Genomic DNA, 18,015 nt, shown 5'->3' with positions numbered 1-18,015 from the left:
CGTTATTTGGGCTCCACATTGGGCGCGGGTTGCTTGAGCGCGTCGATGGCGGCGTGCCAGGAGAGGGTGGCGCATTTGATGCGGGCCGGGTAGGCGTGGACGCCGGCGAAGGCGGCGAGTTCGTTGAACTCTTCGGGGGCGTTACCGGTCTTCACGATTTCGGCGAACTCCTTGTAGGCGGCCTCGGCTTCGGGGAGGTTTTTGCCTTTGAGCTGGGTGGTCATGAGCGAGGCGGAAGCCTGGGAGATGGCGCAGCCAGAGCCCTCGAAGCTGATGCCGTCGATGCGGTCGGCGGCGTCGGTGTGAATGTACACGGTGCAGTTGTCACCGCAGGTCGGATTGTCGCCGGTGGCGTAGCGCGTGGCGGTGGGCAGTTTGCCGCGATTGCGAGGGCGCTTATTGTGGTCGAGGATGACGGATTGATAGAGATCGCTGAGATCGCTCATGAGAGGAGCGCGGACCGTACGGGAAACGGGGCGGGACGCAAAGCCGGGTTTCAAAAGAAAAGCCGCGCTCATGCGGAGCGCGGCGGGGGCTGATGAGAGGGCGTTAACCGCGAATGGACGCCAATGTCGGAGGAGGCGGAGGTATTTAACCACTGATGGTCACTGAGCGGCACTGATGTCGGAAGGGAGAAGGGCGGACGTTTGGACGGGATTAAGAGGATGAAGAGGATTGGGGGCGCGGGAGATGGGAGTGGTTTGTCATCTAATGGATGACGATATCTGGGGGAGGCGGACGACACGGAGGTCGTCCTTCCAGGGAATCGGAGCAGAGAGCGAGGGCGCGCGGCGGCAGAGAGCGAGCTCGCGCCCTACGGCGCTCCCAAGTCAGAAGGTGCGAGAGAGGGTGACGGAACCGAATTCGTTGAACTCTTCCTTCTGGGCTTCGAATTCGCGAGTGCGGTAGGTCTGGGCGAAGGTGAGCTGCCATTTGCCGGCGATGAGGCCGAAGCCGTAGCTGAGGTCGGCGACGAGGGGTTCTTTGTCCACGCTGGGGCTGTCTTCCCAGGTGTTGCCATCGAGGACGAGGTCGCGGGCGACGGCGCGGCCATCGGCGGTGGCGAAGAGGTAGAAGCTCCAGCTGCGGTTGGGAGAAACGCGGGGATCGAGGTCGTCGATCGGGGCGCTGACGGTGCCGCCTGGGCGGATGAGTTTCACGCCGAAGTCGCTGGGGAGATTGATGCCGAGCCGGACGGTGCCGCCGGTGTTGAGGTGGGTCTGGACGTTGCCGAGGCTGAGGCCGAGATGCGGGATGAAATCAATGCCGAGAGAGTTGCTGAAAGCGCGGGCGTAGAGGCGCCAGTTGCGCTCGAAGATGACGTTCACGCCGAGTTCGTCTTCGAGCTGGTATTCCCAGCCGTTGGGGCGGGAGTCGTTGATCCACTCGTGGACGTGGCGCTGGGTGGTGTCGGCGTAGGAGTGCGGGCCGACCATGCCGATCTGGAAGGAGAGCGTGTCCATGACGCTCGCGGTTTTGCTCACGAAGTTGAGTTCAAGATACGTCCAGCCGGCGTAAGGGCGGTCGGTGGGGTCGGGGACGAAGGCGTCGGTGTCCTGCGGCGTGTAGATGTTCTGGCCGAGACCGATGCCGAAGTTTTTTTGGGCGCCCTCGCGGTTCACGAAGGGAAGCGCCTCGACGAAGCTGCGACGCCAGCCTTCCTGGCCCCAAGTTGTGAGATCAGCGGATAACCAGGAGAATTTGGCACCGTTGGTGTAGTGGCGATCGGTGCCACCGAAGTAGTCGTTCTCAAAGTAAATGCTGAAAACGGGTGCGGAGCGGGCGCGTGTCTGGGTGCTTTCCGGACCGGACGTGGCGGTGGAAACAGCAACAGGCACCGGTGCGGACTCGGGGGCGGTAGACGCAGGGTCTTGCCCGAAAAGCAGCGAGGCCGGAAGACCGGTAATTAGGAGTGCGAAAAGAAGGCGTGAACGAGACGCGGGTGTTTTCATGACGAGCGCGAAGTTCGCCAATTTCGGGCCAAGTGCAGGGCTCAGAGGGAAAACGACGGTGACGTGCGCGATAGCGGGCTGAAACACTGCAAAATGTTTTGGCTGCGACGTAGGTTGGGGTGCGAAGTGCAGTGGGAGGCGGGATTACGCGGGATTTGGAAAGGGGTGTGATCGGCGTGGAGTTTTTAACCACAGATTTCGCGGATGGGCACGGATGGGTGGAGCCGTGAATGTGGCGTATGGGCGACTTTCTTAGCGTGGGGTGATCGCGAATCGAACGGGCGCTACCTCGGAATCGCAGGCGCGCGATGGGGCATGACGGCGTGGAGCAAGCTCCGGCCTTACACAGAGCGGATGCGGTTACGGTATCCGGAGTTCCATGCCGACTTTGAGGTCGGACTTGGAGCTCATGCGGTCGCGGTTAGCGGTGTAGATGCCGTCCACCTGGGCGGCGGTCGGAGTGCCGTAGTAGCGGCGGGCGATGGTCCAGAGGCCTTCACCCTGGCGGACGACGTGGCGGCGGCCGGTGGTGGTGGCGGGGGGTGTCTGGGGCGGTGGGGTTTGCGCGGGACGCGGGGCGGGCGTGTTGATGACGGCGGCCTGTTGGGGTGCGGGGCGCGTGGGCGTGAAAGACGGGGTGGTGACGGGTTCGAAGGCGGGGGTCTCGGGGCCGAAGGGGGAATGAGTGACGACAAATTCGTCGGTCGAAGAGGCGGAGATCGGGCTGGCTTCGATGGCGGGAGTTTCTTCGGCGGGGAGTTGGGCGAGGTTGCCCGAAGCGTCGACCGGGACACGGGCGGGAAGGCCGGCGGAAACTCTCATGCGGGCGAGGGCGGCGCGGAGCTGCTCGTTTTCGCGTTCGAGGCGTTGGACGACCTCGGGGTTGTCGGCGGGCGTGAGGGGATTATCGAGAGGCTTGCCGGGGAGGGTGCTGGCGAATTCGCGCATGGCGGCGTCGATACGGGCGCCGACGAGCTGTGCTTGCTGGGTGCTGGGCTTGAGCTCGCGGAATTTCTTGAAGTGGTAGATCGCGGAGATGGGGTCGCGGATGTGGCTTTGGTAGAGGAGGCCGATTTCGAGGTGGGCTTCGGGGGCGTTGTTGAGGCCGCGTTTTTCGATGACCTTTTGAAACTCCATCAGGGCTTCCTGATTGCGGCCCTGGCGGATGAGTTCTTTGCCGCGGCGGTAGCCGGGTTCGTCCACTTCGGCGGTGAAGGGCATCGAGTCCACGCGGTCACAACCGGCGGCGAAAAAAAGCGCCGCGAGCGCGAACAGAGCGAGGGAAAGGAAGCGGGGCCTCATCAAGGATGGAAAGGATTTGAACGGAGAAAAGTTGCCCCTAACTTCGGCAAGCTCATTTCCGACTCAAACTATAAATGGCTCTCGAAACCAAAACAGTGATTGCACGGGCGAGGGCTTGCATACGCATCGAGATGGAGGCGTTGGAGGCGACGGCGAAGGAGCTGGGGGCGGATTTCGTGGCGGCGGCGCTGGCGGTGGAGGCGACGCGGGCGGCGGGCGGGAAGTTGATTTTTTCGGGCATCGGGAAGTCGGCGCATATCGCGCAGAAGCTGACGGGGACGTTTAACAGCACGGGGGTTTCTTCGTGTTTCCTGGATGCGACGCAGGCGTTGCACGGGGATCTGGGGCTTTGCGCGGAGGGCGATCTGGCGATTTTACTGAGCAACAGCGGGCAGTCGGAGGAGATCGTGCGGCTGGTGCCGGTGTTGAAGCGTTTCGGCGTGCGGGTGGTGGCGCTGACGGCGTTTGGCGATTCGGATCTGGCGCGTCATGCGGATCACAAGCTGGTTTATCGTGTGCCGCGTGAGGCGTGTCCGCTGGAGCTGGCGCCGACCGCGAGCACGACGGCGGCGCTGGCGCTGGGAGATGCGCTGGCGATGGTGCTGCTCGAAGGGCGCGGAGTGACGCGGGAGGATTTCGCGCGTTATCATCCGGCGGGGAACATCGGGCGGCTGCTGTTGCTGAAGGTGAAAGACATCATGCGCACGGGTGAGCGGCTGCCGGTGATGGCGGAGACGGGATCGTTGCAGGAGGCGATCCTGGCGATGACGAAGGCGAAGTCGGGGAGCATCGCGCTGATCCATCCGCGGACGAAGAAGCTGGCGGGGATTTTGACGGATGGGGATTTCCGGCGGAGCGCGCTGACCGGAGCGGGATTTTTGGAGAAGCCGGTGTCGGTATTCATGACGCGGGCACCGAAGGTGATCGTGGAGGATGCGCTGGGGGTGGATGCGTTGCGGATGTTCGAGGCGCACAAGATCGACGACCTGATCGTTGTGGACGCGAAGGGGCGGCCGGTGGGGTTGGTGGACGGGCAGGATCTGCCGAAGTTGAAGATTGTGTGAGTCGTGTGGCGGGCGACACACCGGGTGGATTGGGAAGCGGTTTTGTTACATCGCGGTGACGTGGTGGATTTGCATGGTTTTGCCTCCGGTGCATCCTAGGCTGCCGCACTTAATTTTGATTACATGGCCAAGCGCATAACGACTCGCAAACCTACGTCCCGCATCCGCAAGCAGCCCGTCGAACGGGCGGTGGTGCCTGGCGGAACGGCGTCGCCAATCCCGATCGATGGCAAGCAGACGAAGGCGGCGTATTTTAACCGCGAGTTGAGCTGGCTGGCGTTTAACCGGCGGGTGCTGGAGCAGGCGCAAAACGAGCGGGTGCCGCTGCTGGAGCGCGTGAAGTTTCTGGCGATCGTGTGCTCGAATCTGGACGAGTTTTTCGAGATCCGGGTGGCGGGCATCATCCAGCAGGTGGAGTCGGGTGTGACCGAGTCGAGCGTGGACGGGCTGCCGCCGCGCGAGCAGCTGCGTCGTATTCACTCGGTGGTGGCATCCTTGGTGGAGGATCAATATCGCTGCTGGCACGATCAGCTGCGCCCGCAGCTGGCGGAGGAGGGAATCATCTTCGAGTCGGCGAAGGAGCTGACGGCGGAGGATCTGGACTGGGTGCGGAACTATTTCTTTGAGCAGGTGCATCCGGTGCTGACGCCGCTGGCGCTGGACCAGTCGCATCCGTTTCCCCAACTCGGCAACAAGACTCTCAATGTCGTGGTCTCGCTGGACAATCCGGAGACGCCGGAGGTCGAGGGGCTGGTCGCGATTCTCCCGGTGCCGCGCATCCTGCCGAGGCTGGTCGCGATTGCGCCGGGCAGTGGCACCCAGCGGTTCATTTTCCTGAGCGAAGTGATCAAGCTGTGCGCGGGGGAATTTTTTCAAGGTTATCGGGTGCATCAGGCGCATGCGTTTCGCGTCACGCGCAACAGCGACCTCTATATCGACGAGGAAGAAGCGGAAAACCTGCTCAAGAAGATCGAGGACGAGCTGCGCAATCAGAAGCGCGGCGCGGCGGTGCGCCTGGAGATCGAGGACGGCGTGGACGAGAAGATCTTCAACACGCTGTGCGAGCATCTCGGGCTTTCGCACGAGTACGTTTTTCGTCTGAACGGGCCGCTGAATCTACTGCGTCTGATGGCGCTGGCGGACATCGACCGGCCAGATTTGAAGTTCCCGCCGTTCACGCCGGTGGCGGTTTCCGCGCTGCATAACGTGGAGCAGATTTTCGACACGTTGCGCGCGCAGGATGTGATGCTGCATCACCCGTACGACGCGTTCACGCCGGTGGTGGATTTTGTCGAGCAGGCGGCGCGTGATCCGCAGGTGTTCGCGATCAAGCAGACGCTGTATCGCACGAGTGGTGATTCACCGATCGTGCGGGCGCTGATCGAGGCGTCGCGGAACGGAAAACAGGTCACGGCGTTGGTGGAGCTCAAGGCGCGTTTCGACGAGGCGAACAACATCCAGTGGGCGCGCCAGCTGGAGGATGCGGGCGTTCACGTCGTGTATGGACTTATCGGGCACAAGACCCACTGCAAGTGCAGCCTGGTGGTCCGTCGCGAAGGACGCGGGCTGCGGCGCTATGCGCATCTGGGCACGGGAAATTACAATCCGAGGACGGCGAAGCTGTACACGGATCTGAGTTATTTCACGTCGCGCGAGGAGCTGACGGAGGATGTGGCGAATTTGTTTAACTCACTCACGGGGTTCAGCCGTTCGCCGGATTTCCAGCATCTGTTGGTGGCGCCGTTTAATCTGCACCGTCGCATCCAGGAGCTCATCCAGCGCGAGACGGACAATGCGGCGGCAGGGCGGCCGGCGAAGATCATGGCGAAGATGAACTCGCTCGTGGACAAGGCGACGATCGACAACCTCTACGTGGCGTCGCAGGCGGGCGTGCAGATCGATCTGATCGTGCGCGGTGTGTGCTGTCTGGTGCCGGGCGTAAAAGGGCTGAGCGAAAACATCCGCGTGCGCAGCATCGTGGGGCGTTATCTGGAGCACGCGCGGGCGTTTTATTTTCAGAACGACAGTGGCGGAGAGCCGCTGGTTTACGCGGGCAGCGCCGACTGGATGCCGCGTAATTTTTTCCGGCGGATCGAGGTGGTGTTTCCGGTGCTTGATCCGGAGTTGCGCCGCTGGATCGTGAGCGAGCTTTTCCCAATCGAATTTCAGGATACGGAGAACGCGCGCGAGCTGCACGCGAACGGGAGTTATCTGCCGGTCGAGCCGAAGAACGGGATGCCGTCGTTTGCGGCGCAGAGTTACTTCATCGCATCGGCGGCGCAGCGGGTGCGGAACAACGGGTGAAGGTTTTCCGCGCGCAGGGCGTGACGATGTGGGCTCGCGACAAGCGGAGTTGCGATCAGAGGAGGCGATGGAGGGCGGCAGCGACAAAGACGGCGAGGAGGGCGAAGGCGGTGAGCCACCAGTGGAGGGCGACACGTTGAGGGCGCTGCTGGCGGGGCGGTGTTCGTGTGGTCGGAGAGGAGTCGTCGTCGAAGGCGGAGTCGGGGAGGTCGAGGCCGTCGTAGCGGGTGGATTCGTCGTTCCAGCCGGTGCGTTCGTCGGCGCCGCAGCCGGGGCAGGCGAGGGAGTGCGGCGGGACGCTGGCGCCGCAGACGGGGCATTCGGTGGGGGCTCGATTCGTTTTTTTCGCGGCGGCCATGCGCGGACTTTTTGAGGGAAATAAAAAAGGGCAACCCGGATGGGTTGCCCTTGGAGGCTGAGTGACTGGTGGCCGCGTGTGCGTGCGGCAGTCGGTTTCGCTTAGAACGAATAACGGGCACCGAGGGAGAAGGTGCGGCCGACGATCCAGTTGTTGAAGTTATGCACGGTGGCTCCGTTTTTGCCGTAGTAGCTGTGCTGGACGTCATCGGTCAGGTTGGTGCCTTCGAGGTCGATCGAGAGGTTTTTGGTGACCTTGTACGAGAGCTGAGCGGTGAGGCTGCGCTCGGCGCTGTTATAAACGTAGAGCGGGTTGGCGAAGAGGGCGGCTTCGTTGTGGTGGTGGAAAGCGGAGCGCCAGGTGTAGGAGGCGCGTGCGCTGAATTTGCTGCGTTCGTAGGCGAGGGTCGTGCTGAAGGAGTCGGGCGAGACGGCGTAGAACGGGGTGTTCTGGGTGCCGATGACGAGGCCGGTGGCGGGGTTGTAGAGGGGCACGTCTTGCGAGGATTTCAGGTGGGTGTAGCTGCCTTCGACGCCGAGGCCGCTGAGGCCGAAGGGGAGATCCTTCGGGTAATATTTCCCGCCGATCTCGAAGCCCTCGAGTTTGCCGTTGGAGGCGTTGGTGGGCTGCGAGAGGACGTAGTTATATGGACCGATCGAATCGGTGTAGGTGACGCGGCGGTAGGAGCCGACCACGAGGCCGTCGATTTTCTTCCGGAAGTAATTCGCGTGAATCATGCTGGATTCGTCGAAGTAGTATTCCAGGGCGAGGTCGTAGTTCTTCGAGGTGGTGGGCTTGAGGTCGGGGTTGCCGCCGCCGGCGGTGCCGAGGCCGAGGTTGGTGACGTCGCGGGTGTAGGTGATCAGTGGATTCAGGTCGTTGAACCCGGGGCGCCGGATGGTTTCGCCGTAGCCGACGCGGGCGACGAACTGGCGGGTGATCTCGTAGCTGAGGGCGGCGCTGGGGAGGAGTTTGGTGACGCCGGCATCGCCGGTGGTGCGGTCGAAGCGGTTGAAGGCGGGGTTGGTGAATTCCATCTCGGTCTTGATGTCCACGAGGCGGAGGCCGAACTGGCCGCTGAGTTTGCGGCCGGCGATCTCGGTTTTGAGCTGATCGACCTGGAGATAGGCGGCGGAGGTGAGTTCCTCGATGGCGAAGGATTCCTTGAGTCTCCAGTAGCTGGTGTTGGTGAAGCTGTAGAGCTTGCGGATGGCGTCGGAGTTATCGCCCGAGTAGTCGCCGTTGATGGAGGCCCAGGTGGTGGGGATGGCGGCGCGGCCGTCGTAGAAGCCGTTGTTGACGCTGACGACGCCGGGGAGGCGGGTGTTGAAGGTGGCGAGGTCGGTGCCGACGGTGGGGTCGCCTTCGGCGAAGCGGGCGGACTCGGCGGCTTCGCGTTGATCGATGCGGATGCCGAAGCGGAGTTTTTTGATGATGCCCCAATCGACGTTGAGGAGACCTTCGGAGGTGAGGGTGGCGGCGCTGCCGGTGTTTCGGAAGCCTTGGTCCCACATGTGGGCGAGGCTCCAGGTGGAGGGATTATCGACGCGGCTTTCGTCAACGGCGGTGCCGGTCACGTCGAGGTAGCGGAAGGCGGGGAGGCCGGCGTCAGCGTTGAAGTTGACGGAGACGTCGTTGCGGACGTTGCGGTTGGCGCGGATGAAGAAGTTATTCGCGGTGTACTCGCTGTCCTGGAAGACGGCTTCGGTGGTGAGCTTGAAGTCGGGCGTGAGGGTCCACTTGCCGCCGAGCGAGTATTGGAAGCTGTCGGTACGCTGGTCGGTGTGGTCGCCGCTGGTGAAGCTGAAGACGTCGCCGATGTAGCCGCGGCGCTGGACGATGTTGGTGCCGGGGTAGAGGGTGACATCGAGCGTGGCGGGCGAGGGCGCGCCCCACCAGTCCACGAAGGAGAAGAGGAGGTTGCTGTAGTTGTGATTCCGGTACCCGAGGTAGAAGGCCTCGAAGGTGTACTCGGAGTCTTTGTTGGGGGCGTACTGGAGGGAGAAGTTGGCGCCGGGGCGGGAGGTCTGGCCCTTGGATTCGTTGAAGAAGATGGCGTCGCGGGAGAGGACGTACTCGACGTTGGTGCCGGGGATGGTGGAACCGGGAGCGGTGGGCATGCCGTTGACGAGGCCGGTGGACCAGGGGACGACGTCGGGGAAAATGCGCGCGTAAGGCTCGGGCCAGGCGGGGGCGGGCTGGGCGCCTTTGGCGAAGAGGACCTGGGCGCCGGGATTGGCGGACTGATCCTTATAGGTGGTGGTGAGGTAGGAGATGTTGAGCAGAGCGCCGAGTTTGCCTTCGGAGCCGACTTTCCAGCGGTTGCTGACGAGCGCGCTGAGGTTGGGGTCGAAGCGGTCGCGTTGTTCCTGATACGTGCCTTTGGCGGAGAGGGAGATCTTGCTGCCGGAGAAATCGAAGGGGCGGAACGTCTGGATATCGAGGACGCCGGCCATGCCGGTTTCGATGTGGGAGGCGGCGCGGGTTTTCATCACGTCCACCTGCTTGATGAGTGTGGCGGGCATGTCCTGGAGAGAGAGCGAGAGACCGGAGGCGGTGAAGATGTTGCGACCGTTGAGCGTGGTGGTGATGTCGGGCAGGCCGCGGACGGTGACGCCGGTGATGTTACCGCGACCGTAATCGGTGACCTGGATGCCGGACATGCGCTGGAGGGACTCGATGACGTTGTTGTCGGGAAATTTGCCGATGTCTTCGGCGACGATGGAGTCGGTGAACTGCGGGTTTTCGCGTTTCACCTCGATGGCTTTCATGGCGCTGCTGCGCAGGCCGGTGACCTGGAAAGTTTCGAGCAGGACGGTCTCTTCGGAAGGGACGGTCGTGACGGGGGCGGCGGGCCCGGACTGGGCGAGGCCGGTGTTCGCGCCGGAGGTGAGCGCGAGGAGAAGCGTGAGGGACAGGCCGGTGGCTTTTCTGCCGGAGGCAGGGGAGCCGATTGACGGGCTTTGCGGGGTGGGGGTCATAGGAACAGGGTGTTTGGGTACTGGCGTGGGCACTGCTCCGGATGTCCGTGTTTGGTGAACGCGGCAGATGTGGCCGGAGGTGCTCTTCGGACATAAATGCGCCAAAGGGGGCGCAAACCCGACACGCGCGAGTGGCGGTTATTTTTTGTTGGAAGAAAGGCGCGGACAGATGCGAGAGGATCGTCGTGCGCGTGGGAGTGGGGAGCTGCGGCTGATCTGATTGCGTCGGGTTTCGCGCGCAGACGGCGCATGTACTGAGTGAATCCCGGCCATGAGCGTCGGCGAGCGCTCGTACCCCGCCGGGTAATTTCTTCTCGCCGCAACACCCCCAAAAAAATGAACGCATCCGCTCCTACCCCGACCGGCCGCCGCGCGACGTGCCTGTCGCTATTTATCGCACTCGTATTTTTCACCTTCGGCTTCGGCGCGCTGCGCGCGCAGGTCGCGCCGAGCCACGATCCCTCGACGATGATCCGCAACACGGACGGCCGTTACTGGATCTTCACGACGGGCAACGGCGTGTGGACGATGTCGTCGAGCAATGCCAACTTCACCGACTGGCGGGCGGAGAACACGGTGTTTCCCGCAGGGACGTGGCCGAGCTGGATCAATAACTACGTGAGTGGCTTCACGGGCGGTTTCTGGGCGCCCGATGTGATCAAGATAGGCAGCACCTACTACTGTTACTACTCGTGCGCGGGTAACGGCGCACCGGCGGCCATCGGTCTTGCGACGGCGACAAATCTCTCCGGGCCTTGGACGGATCGCGGGCTCATCGTCGCGGGCAACAACGCGATCGATCCGGCGATCATTCGCGACGGTAGCAATATGTATATGACTTATGGCAACTGGCAGAGCGGCATCGATCTGATCCAGCTCAATGCCACGACGGGGCTGCGTCAGGGAACCAGCCGCTGGGATCTTGTGCCCGGCGAAGTGGAAGCGCCGTACCTGATCAAGAATGGCAGTTATTTCTACCTGTTTTTCCAGCGCGGGCTCTGCTGCAACGGCGTGAACAGCTCCTACTACACGCAGGTGGCGCGCTCGACTTCGATCACGGGTCCGTACCTCGACAAAAACGGCGTGAGCGTGCTCAACGGCGGTGGCACGACGTTCCTGCCCAATCGCGATGGCCGTTACATCGGGCCGGGCCACGTGGGTCTCGGCGAGGGGAAACTCACGTTTCACTTCTACGATGGGAACGACAACGGTGCGGCCAAGCTGCGCATCACTACGCTCAGCTGGAGCAATGGCTGGCCGGTGGCCGCTGGTGTGAATCTGCCAGCGGCGCAGCCGGTCGCCAACGGCACGTACAGCCTGCGCAATCGCTCGAGCGGAAAGATGCTCGATAATCTCGGTGCGACGGCGGACGGCGCGACGGTCGCCCAGTGGGCTGACGGCACGAGCAACAACCAGAAGTGGGTCGTCACGTATAGCGGCGGTTATTATCGGCTGAGCTGCGTCACTGGCGGCAAGTATCTCGACAGCGTCAACAACACCGCGAACGACACGCCGGTCGGCCAGTGGACCGGGGGAGGCAGCACGAACCAGCAGTGGACATTCGTGTCGGTAGGCTCCGGATACTATCAGCTCGTCAACCGGGCTAACGGCAAAGCACTGGACACTGGCGGTGCAACGGCTGACGGCGCGGTGATGGAGTTCTGGAGCAGCGGCACCAGCACGAATCAGCAGTGGCAGTTCGTGGCACCGTGAGCCGCGCGCCAGCGCTCTCACTATTTCCGGAGCCGGCGTGTTTGCCGGCGCCGGAGTTTTTTGCCGGTCAACCCCACCCCAAAAACATGAAAATACCCCACGCCCGCCGGAGTCTCTCCGGCCTCGCGCGCTGCACTGCGGCGCTGTTTCTCGGACTCTGCGTCTCCTCGCTTCACGCCGGTCACTGGGCGCTCACGGGCTCGGTCGGTGTTCACGATCCGTCGATCACGCGCGACGGATCGGGTCCGTACTGGGTTTTCGCGACGGGCCAGGGCATCCACGTGAAACGCTCCAGCAACGGTCTTGCCTGGGCTGATAATGGCCAGGTCTTCGGCTCCGGACTCGCGTGGTGGAAAACCTACGTGCCCGGCAATTCCGGCAACGATGTCTGGGCGCCCGATGTGCGTTACTACAACGGCAAGTGGTGGCTCTATTATTCCATCTCCACGTTTGGGAGTAATACCTCGTGCATCGGGCTCGCGTCGAAGACCGGTTCGCTCAGCAACAGCGGCTGGACGGATAATGGCCTCGTGATCCGCTCCACGAGTTCCAACAGCTACAACGCCATCGATCCGAACCTGGTGATCGACGCAGCGAACCAGCCGTGGCTCGTGTTTGGCTCGTGGTGGAACGGCATCTACCTCACGCGGCTCGACTCAGCGACGATGAAGCCGACGGGCAGCCTCACCAATATCGCGAAGCGTTCGGGCGGGATCGAGGCGCCGCACATCGTTTATCGGAGCGGTTATTATTACCTCTTCGTTTCGATCGGTGTCTGCTGCCAGGGCGTGAACAGCACGTACAAGATCGCCTATGGGCGCTCGGCTTCGGTCACCGGGCCATACCTCGACAAGAACGGCGTGAACATGCTCAGCAGCGGCGGCACCGTCCTCGATGCGGGTAACGCGCAGTGGAAAGGGCCGGGCGGCCAGTCGATCCACGGCACCGGCGTGATCGCGCGGCACGCGTACGATGCGAACGCCAACGGCGCGCCAAAGCTGCTCATCAGCGATCTGAACTGGAGCGGAGGCTGGCCGTCGTATTGAGGCGGGCACCGGGCGGTGCTGTCTGGTGGATGATCTCGTTCGGGAGTTTGCGGCGGGTCTGTCCGGACCCGCCGCATTTCGTTTCAAAAGCGGCGGTGTGAATGTCGGGTTTCATGGGGGGAAAGCGCATGGGAAAAGTGACGCATCGCCTCCGGTCATGCGCGAAGCCTTCACCGGCTCATCCCATGTTTAACCTTTCGTCCGCTCCCTTTCTTCATGAAGTGCCGTCTTCCCGGTCTGTTGTTCGCGCTTGTGTGGATTCTCTTCGCTGAGTCGGCCCCGCTTATGGCGACGCCACTTTCACCGGCTTACCCCAATCCTCTCATCGCCCACCGCGCCGATCCTCACATCGTACGCGCTGGCGATGGGTGGTATTATTTCACGGCGACGGTGCCGGAGTATGACCGGCTGGCGCTGCGTCGGTCGCGCACGCTCGAAGGTCTGGCGGCGGCCGAGGAGAAAACCATCTGGCGAAAGCACGCTAAGGGGCCGATGGGTGCGCACATCTGGGCGCCGGAGCTGCACTTCATAGACGGGAAGTGGTTCATCTATTTCGCGGCGGGCGAGGCGGAGAAGATCTGGGACATCCGCATCTATGTTTTGGAAAACGCCTCGGCCAATCCGCTCGAAGGCGAGTGGATCGAACGCGGGCAGCTCAACACGGGCTGGGAGTCTTTCGCGCTGGATGCGACGACGTTTGTGAATCGCGGCACGCGTTACCTGAGCTGGGCGCAGCACGATCCGGCGATCGGAGGGAACACGAATATCTACATCGCCAAAATGGACAGCCCGACGTCGATCACTGGTAAGGCGGTGATGCTGACGAAGCCGGAGCTGCCGTGGGAAGTCGTGAGGTTTCGTGTGAATGAAGGGCCGGCGTTTCTAGTGAGCGGTGAGTGCGTGTTCCTCAGTTACTCGGCGAGTGGAACGGGTGCGGAGTACTGTCTTGGGCTGCTCAGCGCCTCTGCGGACGCGGATTTACTGGATGCGAAGGCGTGGACGAAATCGCCGGTGCCGGTTTTCGGCACGAGCGAGGCGAACGGTATCTATGGCCCCGGGCATAACCAGTTCACGAAGGCGGCGGACGGCGTGACGGACCTGATTGTTTATCACGCGCGCAACTACCGCGACATCCCGGGCGATCCGTTGCACGACCCGAACCGCCACACGCGCGTGCAGGCGCTGCGGTGGAAGGCGGACGGATCGCCGGACTTCGGTGTGCCGGAACGCGAGACGGCGAGTTCCGCTGCGGCGACGACATCTGCGAAGTAAGTTCGCCCGGGATTTTCAGCTTACCCATGAAGACTCACAGACTTTCGGTGTTGGAAAAGATCGGTTTCGGCGCGGGCGACGCGGCCGTGAACGTCGTCATCTCGGCGATGATGTTGATCATCGGTTATTTTTATACCGATGTCTTCGGACTGAAGCCGGCGGACCTGGTCGTGTTGTTTTTCGTGGTACGATTGATCGACGGGTTGATCGATCCGCTGATCGGCTGGTTCAACGACCGCTACACAACGCGGTGGGGGCGCTATCGGCCGTACTTCATCATCTTCTCCATCCCGCTGGCGGTTTCGACCGTGCTCATGTTCACGACGCCGGATCTGAGTTATCAGGGGAAACTGATCTGGGCTTACGCGACATACCTCGCGAACACGGTGTTGTTCAGCCTGGTGACGGTGCCGTACATCTCGCTGATCGGCGTGTTGACCGACAACACGCAGGAGCGGCTTTCGGCGAATGGCTACCGCCTGTTCTTCGCGAAGGTCGCGGGCTTTTGCGTGGCGATCATCGTGCCGTTGATGGCGGTGAAGCTCGGCGGAGGAAATCTGGCGCGCGGTTATCAGATCGCGATGGCCGCGATGGCGGCGGCGGGCGTGGTGATGTTCTGGTTTTGTTTTTTCACGACGACTGAGCGTGTCGTTCACGAGGAAGAAAAAGTGCCGACGGCGGTGCAGTTGAAGCATCTCGTGCGTAATGACCAGTGGTGGATTCTTTGTGCGGTCTGCATCACGGGGATGGTCGGCTACGTGATTCGCGGCGGAACGGCCGCGTACTACGCGAAATACTATCTCGGCGGAGGCGAGGAACTGATCTCTACGTTCATGGGCGTCGGCGTGGGCTCGGCTATCGTCGCGATGGTCGCCTCGACGTGGATCACGAAGAGCGTCTGCAAGATCCAGCTCTTCCGTTGGACGCAGATCGGCACGGGCGTGATCAGCGCGGCGATGTTGTTTTTCGTGAAGCCGGGCGATGTGAGCGTCGCGCTATGTTTTTATGCGGTGCTGTGTTTCACGGTGGATCTGCACGCGCCGGTTTTCTGGTCGATCATTCCCGAAGCGGTGGACTACGGCGCGCACAAGACGGGCGTGCGCGTGTCGGGGCTGGCGATCGGGCTCATCGCGTTTTTCCAAAGCATGGGCCTGGCGATCGCAGGTTCCGGGACGAACGGGCTTCTGCATTATTTCGGGTATGTGGCGAATCAGGTGCAGACTGAGACCTCGATGAACGGGCTCGCGCTCATGCTCACGGTGATTCCGGGGGCATTTCATATTCTGGTCGGAGTGCTGATGTTTCGCTACCGGGTGACGGATAAATTTTATCACCAGATGATGGCGGTGAAAAACACAGCTGACACGCAGGCGGCGCCGACGGGTGTGACTGCTTCCTGAACTTGTCTCTCATGCTACCGCTGATTCTCCAACGCGCCGATCCGTGCATCCGCCGGCACACGGATGGGTGGTATTATTTCACGGCATCGGTGCCGGAGTACGATCGCATCGAGCTGCGCCGCGCGCGTACCATCGCGGAGCTGGCGACGGCAAAGCCGCACGATGTGTGGCGCAAACCGGCAAGCGGGCCGTACAGCGAACTCATCTGGGCGCCGGAGATTCATCATCACGGTGGTGCGTGGTACGTTTATTTCGCGGCGGCACCGACGCGGGAGATCAAGGACGGGCTTTTTCAGCACCGGATGTACGCGATCACGTGCGCGTCGGCCGATCCGTTTGCGGGCGAGTGGAAACTTGTTGGGCAGATTGAGAATGGGCTGGATAGTTTTTGTCTCGATGCGACGACGTTCACGCATCGCGGGAAGCTCTACTATGTCTGGGCGCAGAAGGAGCCGGCGATCCGGGGGAACTCGAATCTGTACATCGCGGAGATGGCGACGCCGACCACGCTCGCGACTAAACCGGTGCGGTTGTCGGTGCCGGAGTTCGCGTGGGAGACGAAAGGTTTTTGGGTGAACGAAGGACCGTCGGTGCTGATCCGGAAGGGGCGTGTGTTCGTGAGTTATTCGGCGAGCGCGACGGATGAGAATTACTGCATGGGGCTGCTGCACGCGTCGGACGATGCGGACCTGCTTGATCCGCGTTCGTGGACGAAGTCGCCAGAGCCGGTTTTCCAGACTGACTATGGGAAGAAGATCTACGGGCCGGGGCACAACAGCTTCACGGTCGCTGAAGACGGCGTGACGGATCTGCTGGTTTATCACGCGCGCATGTACACCGAGATTGTAGGCGATCCGCTCTGGGATCCGAACCGGCACACGTACGTGAAGGCGCTGAAGTGGGACGCGAGCGGGATGCTGGTTTTCGGGAAGCCGTCGGAGGGGTGAGGCGTGCTTACTCGGAGAGGCCTTCGTTGAAGACGCGGGTGAACATCAGGATGAGGATGCCGGTGGCGAGGAATTCGGGGAAGAGGGCGGTGAGCCCTGCGCCCAGGCCGATGGCGGAGATTTGCTCGATGAGCACGGCGGCGGCCACGAGGGAAATGCTGAAGACGAAGGCGCCGGTGAGGCTGAGCGTCATGCGTTCGTTTTCGCGCAGCTCGTGGGTGCGGTTGAAATAGCTGACGCTGAAGAGGACGAAGATCGTCATCGCGAGGAAGGGGCCGAGTTCCTGGAGTTCGACCACGGCGGGGAGGCCGTTGTAGAGGCCGTGGACAAGGATGGTGAGCGGGAAGATCGCGAGGAATTGATTCAGGCCGGCGGTGCCGCGCGTGAAGATGCGGACGAAGGCGAGGCCGTTGAGGCCGGTGAGGGCGATGTGGAGGAAGTTGGCGCTGAGGAAGCGGCCGGGGGCGTCGATGCCGTGGGAGTTGAGGAAGTAGCCGCCGTTTTCCTCGATGGCGAAACCAAGGCCGATGAAGCTGGCGACGAGCAGGGCTTCGCGTTCGTCGCCGCGGCTGACGAGGAAGGGGACCAGCGGAAGTAGGAGGAGGAGTTTGGAGAGTTCCTCGCGCAGGCCGACTCCACCGACTTGATACGCGAGGTAAGGCAGTGACTCGGTGTTAGCGCCGAGGCCGAGCATGTCTTCCTGCCAGATGGCGGCGCAGATCGTGGGGAAGGTGCTGAGCGCGCCGAGGACGAGCGCAGTTAAGCAGAGCGCGGTGGTGGCGGAGAGGGCGCGACGGTTTTCGCCGAGGTGAAAGAGGAAGAAGGCCCAGGCGATGCCGGTGACGAGGGTGAGCGCGAGCGCGCCGTCGAGGTGAGTGGCGAACTGGGCGGCGGGGAGTGTCCGGAGGATGGCGGGCCAGTCGTGCCGGGCGACCGCGAGATCGAGGTGATCGTAGGGCGTGAGCAGTCCGGCGTAGGCGGGTTCGCGAACGAGTGCTTCGAGCGCGGTGAATTGGTTCGAGTCGAGGAGTGACTGGATGGCGTGGTCGCGGGCGGCGTGGGCCTCGGGGGATCTGCCCTCGGCGATGAAGTAGCGGGCGGCGGCGGGGAGGTCGTTTTTTTCGCGGGCGTGGAGGCCGAGGAGGTAGTTGGCGAAGGGAACGGGTGGCTCGCGGGTCGCGGAAATTTCGAGGCGTTCGCGGGCGGTGGAGGCCGCGGTGGTGTGAGGCGAATCGAGGAGGAGGAAATCGGCGACGAGCGCGCCGGTCGCGGGCGTGAAGCGCTTCGCGACGAGCGCGGAGACGCGGACGGTTTCGCCGGTCAGGAGCGGGCGCAGGCGGGGGAGCGCGTCGAGGAAGTCCTCGGGGGCGAGGGCGGGGTCGGCGAGTTCACGCTCAAAGGAGCGGAAGAGATTCTCGGATAGCGCGGCGAGTGCGGCGGGGCTCGTGTCGGAGAGAAACGGAAGAGTGGTGAGGACGCGTTGATCGAAGGTGCCGGGCGCGGGCGGGGCCACGCGATGGAGGGCGGTGCCGATGGCTGCGCCCGCGAGGATGATCCCGATGGCGAGTTTCCAAAGGAAGCTGCGGCTGCGGGAGGCGTGGGAGAGCGTCTGTTTCCAGCGGGCGGGCGATGGCATGGGCGGTGGCGGCAGATGATCGGGGCGCGGGCGGAGTGTG

The 18,015-nt window shown here is 62.8% G+C and carries 14 protein-coding genes; 7 read left to right on the top strand and 7 right to left on the bottom strand.

All coding sequences use genetic code 11. From position 1 onward, the window contains the following. Window positions 1–2: 2 nt before the first annotated feature. The 3 genes from sufU to CMV30_RS05930 all read right to left on the bottom strand — a co-directional run bounded on the left by sufU (window position 3) and on the right by CMV30_RS05930 (window position 3,254). Window positions 3–446, bottom strand: a complete 444-nt coding sequence (gene sufU / locus CMV30_RS05940) for a Fe-S cluster assembly sulfur transfer protein SufU (RefSeq protein ID WP_096057640.1) — start codon at window positions 444–446, stop codon at window positions 3–5. Window positions 447–830: 384 nt separating this feature from the next. Beyond that, a complete protein-coding gene (locus CMV30_RS05935) occupies window positions 831–1,838 on the bottom strand; it encodes a lipid A deacylase LpxR family protein (protein ID WP_175414745.1) in 1,008 nt (335 codons plus the stop codon). A gap of 474 nt (window positions 1,839–2,312) precedes the next feature. Further along, entirely contained in the window at window positions 2,313–3,254 is a 942-nt protein-coding gene (locus CMV30_RS05930; RefSeq protein ID WP_096055163.1) for a Cell division protein CpoB, read from the bottom strand. Window positions 3,255–3,328: 74 nt separating this feature from the next. Between CMV30_RS05930 and CMV30_RS05925 the strand changes: the two genes are divergently transcribed. Both CMV30_RS05925 and ppk1 read left to right on the top strand, forming a co-directional pair. Next, window positions 3,329–4,318, top strand: a complete 990-nt coding sequence (locus CMV30_RS05925) for a KpsF/GutQ family sugar-phosphate isomerase (protein ID WP_096055162.1) — start codon at window positions 3,329–3,331, stop codon at window positions 4,316–4,318. A gap of 123 nt (window positions 4,319–4,441) precedes the next feature. After that, window positions 4,442–6,622, top strand: a complete 2,181-nt coding sequence (gene ppk1 / locus CMV30_RS05920; RefSeq protein WP_096055161.1) for a polyphosphate kinase 1 — start codon at window positions 4,442–4,444, stop codon at window positions 6,620–6,622. Between the two features lie 55 nt (window positions 6,623–6,677). Here ppk1 and CMV30_RS05915 read toward each other — a convergent pair whose 3' ends face one another. Beyond that, window positions 6,678–6,980, bottom strand: a complete 303-nt coding sequence (locus CMV30_RS05915) for a zinc ribbon domain-containing protein (RefSeq protein ID WP_096055160.1) — start codon at window positions 6,978–6,980, stop codon at window positions 6,678–6,680. Between the two features lie 101 nt (window positions 6,981–7,081). Then, window positions 7,082–9,961 carry a TonB-dependent receptor gene (locus CMV30_RS05910; protein WP_096055159.1) on the bottom strand — a complete coding sequence of 960 codons (2,880 nt, stop codon included), beginning with the start codon at window positions 9,959–9,961 and terminating at the stop codon, window positions 7,082–7,084. Window positions 9,962–10,297: 336 nt separating this feature from the next. Between CMV30_RS05910 and CMV30_RS05905 the strand changes: the two genes are divergently transcribed. Beyond that, window positions 10,298–11,674 (top strand): family 43 glycosylhydrolase, encoded by a 1,377-nt coding sequence (locus CMV30_RS05905; protein WP_096055158.1) that lies wholly within the window; start codon window positions 10,298–10,300, stop codon window positions 11,672–11,674. An 86-nt stretch (window positions 11,675–11,760) separates the two neighbouring features. Then, window positions 11,761–12,720, top strand: a complete 960-nt coding sequence (locus tag CMV30_RS05900) for a glycoside hydrolase family 43 protein (RefSeq protein ID WP_096055157.1) — start codon at window positions 11,761–11,763, stop codon at window positions 12,718–12,720. Here CMV30_RS05900 and CMV30_RS20040 read toward each other — a convergent pair. Next, entirely contained in the window at window positions 12,680–12,835 is a 156-nt protein-coding gene (locus CMV30_RS20040; RefSeq protein ID WP_217494469.1) for a hypothetical protein, read from the bottom strand. The genes CMV30_RS05900 and CMV30_RS20040 overlap by 41 nt on opposite strands. Window positions 12,836–12,936: 101 nt before the next feature. Here CMV30_RS20040 and CMV30_RS05895 point away from each other — a divergent pair, with 101 nt between their 5' ends. From CMV30_RS05895 to CMV30_RS05885, 3 genes are read left to right on the top strand one after another with little or no spacing between them, the layout of a single operon-like run. Continuing rightward, complete coding sequence (locus tag CMV30_RS05895; protein ID WP_096055156.1) at window positions 12,937–13,992, top strand: glycoside hydrolase family 43 protein; 1,056 nt, start codon at window positions 12,937–12,939, stop codon at window positions 13,990–13,992. A 26-nt stretch (window positions 13,993–14,018) separates the two neighbouring features. Beyond that, window positions 14,019–15,392 (top strand): MFS transporter, encoded by a 1,374-nt coding sequence (locus CMV30_RS05890; RefSeq protein ID WP_096055155.1) that lies wholly within the window; start codon window positions 14,019–14,021, stop codon window positions 15,390–15,392. Window positions 15,393–15,403: 11 nt separating this feature from the next. Then, window positions 15,404–16,339 (top strand): glycoside hydrolase family 43 protein, encoded by a 936-nt coding sequence (locus CMV30_RS05885; RefSeq protein ID WP_175414744.1) that lies wholly within the window; start codon window positions 15,404–15,406, stop codon window positions 16,337–16,339. A gap of 7 nt (window positions 16,340–16,346) precedes the next feature. Here the strand turns inward: CMV30_RS05885 and CMV30_RS05880 are convergent, their stop codons facing one another. Next, window positions 16,347–17,975: a PrsW family glutamic-type intramembrane protease gene (locus CMV30_RS05880; protein ID WP_096055153.1), complete on the bottom strand. Its 1,629-nt coding sequence runs from the start codon at window positions 17,973–17,975 to the stop codon at window positions 16,347–16,349. Window positions 17,976–18,015: the final 40 nt, after the last annotated feature.

The sequence above is a fragment of the Nibricoccus aquaticus genome (genome assembly GCF_002310495.1).
In the GTDB taxonomy this organism is placed as follows: domain Bacteria; phylum Verrucomicrobiota; class Verrucomicrobiia; order Opitutales; family Opitutaceae; genus Nibricoccus; species Nibricoccus aquaticus.
Note: the sequence above shows the minus strand (reverse complement) of the source record. Positions and strands in the feature narration are given on the sequence as shown.

Coding starts and splice junctions, on each gene's coding strand:
- CMV30_RS05890 (WP_096055155.1), top strand. CDS start 14,019: ATGAAGACTCACAGACTTTCGGTGTTGGAAAAGATCGGTTTCGGCGCG.
- ppk1 (WP_096055161.1), top strand. CDS start 4,442: ATGGCCAAGCGCATAACGACTCGCAAACCTACGTCCCGCATCCGCAAG.
- CMV30_RS05900 (WP_096055157.1), top strand. CDS start 11,761: ATGAAAATACCCCACGCCCGCCGGAGTCTCTCCGGCCTCGCGCGCTGC.
- CMV30_RS05925 (WP_096055162.1), top strand. CDS start 3,329: ATGGCTCTCGAAACCAAAACAGTGATTGCACGGGCGAGGGCTTGCATA.
- CMV30_RS05930 (WP_096055163.1), bottom strand. CDS start 3,254: ATGAGGCCCCGCTTCCTTTCCCTCGCTCTGTTCGCGCTCGCGGCGCTT.
- CMV30_RS05885 (WP_175414744.1), top strand. CDS start 15,404: ATGCTACCGCTGATTCTCCAACGCGCCGATCCGTGCATCCGCCGGCAC.
- CMV30_RS05910 (WP_096055159.1), bottom strand. CDS start 9,961: ATGACCCCCACCCCGCAAAGCCCGTCAATCGGCTCCCCTGCCTCCGGC.
- CMV30_RS05880 (WP_096055153.1), bottom strand. CDS start 17,975: ATGCCATCGCCCGCCCGCTGGAAACAGACGCTCTCCCACGCCTCCCGC.
- CMV30_RS05905 (WP_096055158.1), top strand. CDS start 10,298: ATGAACGCATCCGCTCCTACCCCGACCGGCCGCCGCGCGACGTGCCTG.
- sufU (WP_096057640.1), bottom strand. CDS start 446: ATGAGCGATCTCAGCGATCTCTATCAATCCGTCATCCTCGACCACAAT.
- CMV30_RS20040 (WP_217494469.1), bottom strand. CDS start 12,835: ATGAAACCCGACATTCACACCGCCGCTTTTGAAACGAAATGCGGCGGG.
- CMV30_RS05915 (WP_096055160.1), bottom strand. CDS start 6,980: ATGGCCGCCGCGAAAAAAACGAATCGAGCCCCCACCGAATGCCCCGTC.
- CMV30_RS05895 (WP_096055156.1), top strand. CDS start 12,937: ATGAAGTGCCGTCTTCCCGGTCTGTTGTTCGCGCTTGTGTGGATTCTC.